This window comes from Desulfurella sp., from assembly GCF_023256235.1.
Classification (GTDB): domain Bacteria; phylum Campylobacterota_A; class Desulfurellia; order Desulfurellales; family Desulfurellaceae; genus Desulfurella.
Genome location: NZ_JAGDWY010000053.1, coordinates 14,067 through 16,194 on the forward strand (window position 1 = coordinate 14,067; position 2,128 = coordinate 16,194).

2 protein-coding genes and 1 pseudogene are annotated in these 2,128 nt (G+C 32.4%); all 3 read right to left on the reverse strand.

Annotated features, from left to right (window positions below):
* A pseudogene (locus Q0C22_RS05190) lies at window positions 1–397 on the reverse strand (citrate/2-methylcitrate synthase); the annotation flags it as partial.
* Between the two features lie 3 nt (window positions 398–400).
* Window positions 401–1,399, reverse strand: a complete 999-nt coding sequence (locus tag Q0C22_RS05195) for a hypothetical protein (RefSeq protein ID WP_291492470.1) — start codon at window positions 1,397–1,399, stop codon at window positions 401–403.
* The coding region (locus Q0C22_RS05200; protein WP_291492477.1) for an ATP citrate lyase citrate-binding domain-containing protein at window positions 1,374–2,128 on the reverse strand (755 nt) is incomplete at its 5' end. The genes Q0C22_RS05200 and Q0C22_RS05195, both read right to left, overlap by 26 nt.

A 2,128-nucleotide genomic window follows, 5' to 3' on the forward strand; every position in this document is an offset into this window, starting at 1 on the left:
CCATTTTGTTTTCATATGCCATTTTAAAATATTTGGCAGCTGCATCTATTGCGCCACCAAACCTGGGTCCTATAGTTAATATACCGCTTGCTATACTGGCAGTTAAATCTTTTCCTGCTCTAGCTGTAACTCTAGTATTATGGGCGCCGCTTACAGCTGGCCTATGATCAGCTGTAAGCTTTATAATTAAATCTATAAAATTGCTTGCCCATACAGGAAACTTTTGTTTAAACCACAACAAGCCGATAATATCACATATCGTATATTTCTTTTCTAAAATATCGGTTATTGACATATTACAATATGTAATTTCTTCTTTTGTATCGTTTGATATGGTACAAATAAAATGCGTCTTTTTTCTTGCTTTTTTTGATTTAATCAACGTTTCGCAATCCAATGGCTAATCTATAATATTTGTGCTTAAATCATCTGTAGTGTTGCCTATCAAAGATTCGTAAAGTTCTTTTACAAGATAAGGCAATTGATTAAAACTATTTGGAACCAAGATACCAGCTTCCTTCATTGCTTTATTCTTTTGGATAGCACTTTCAGATGCCTTATCAGCTTTTGCACGTGCGTGCCCAAACTGTATTGAGCCTCCAAAATAATCGCTAACTGTTCCAATACACCATCCAATTATTGGTTTTGTTATTAATTTGTTTTTTATGGCCTCAATAACTTTATACTCGCTTTTTCCGCCAACTTCCCCTAGTATTATAGAAAATTTAATTTTCGGATTTTTTTCAAATCTAATTAAATGGTCAACAAAATCTGTGCCTGGAAATTTATCGCCCCCAATTGCTATACCTTCTGCTACTCCATCAGTATACTTAGATACAATATTAAAAAGTTCATTTAACAAACCACCAGAGCGAGTAACTATGCCTACGCTTCCTTCTTTAAATAGTCTTGCTAGTTTTATGTTTTCAACAGCGCCTCCTGTATTTGCAATTTTAAAAGCATATGGTTTTATACCACCTACAGAGGCAGGTCCTATTATCCATTTATTTAATTTTTTAGCTTGAATTGATAATTCTCTTGCAAATCTCTCCGGAACACCTTCTGCTGTTATAACTATTACCTTAATATTTGTATGTAAAAGTGCTTCTTTTGTAACATCGTATGCGCTTCTTAAAAAAGCAAAATTTAACAAAACACTCGCTTTTGGATACATAATTGAAGTCTCTTTTAAATTATCATATATGGGTATAAGAATTTCTCTGTCTCCATAAAAGAATTTTTCAAAATTCCTTTGCGAACCTGGTGCAACAATTGCTACAACGCTTGGATTTCTGCCTATCATATAGTCATAATCAAGCATCCTTTGTATTGCATCAACATTTAAATTCCAAAATATCGCTTGTGTATCTCTATCAAATAATATGTATTCTTGATTCATTTCTCACCCCACTTTCAATTTCCTTACTTAAAATAGCTCTATCAACTATATCTGTTATAAACACTTCTGGCCCATAAACTTCTATATCCAATCCTAAATCAAAAGCAGCCTGTTTAATTTTATTTAAACCCTGTAAATAATTAGGCCCACCCCTTCTAACATATATTTTTATACCAGTTTGTTTTAATTTGTCAGCATATTTTACAAATGCATCAATAATGCCATCAAATGTTGTGGAAACATCTGTGAAATTTGCTATAGCACCCCCAATAAGCAAAATTTTTTCCTGATTATCTGTGTTTTCTTTTGTCATTAAATGAAAAATGGTTTCTGTATATTCTCTTACCTCAGACCTGGATGGATTGCCGGAATATTCTCCATAATTTGCAAGCTCATCTGAATATCCAAGATTTGCAACTGCATCAGCATAAACAACAGATGCTCCACCACCAGCAATTAATAACCATATCCTTCCTTTTGGATTTAAAATTGTAAGTTTTAATGACGCACCAGAATTTTTATCAAGTTCTTTAATATACTTTTCTTCTTTGCTCAATGCTCTGGAAAAACCTTGCGTAAAATCTATATCACCCCATTTTTTTCCCACTAAATACATTGCAGTATCATCAATTTTCGCTACTAAATCGAGGACAAAAACTCTATTATCAAAAATAACTAATGGATTTATTTCAAAATAAGTAAAATGTAAATCTTTAAAAAATTGATAAG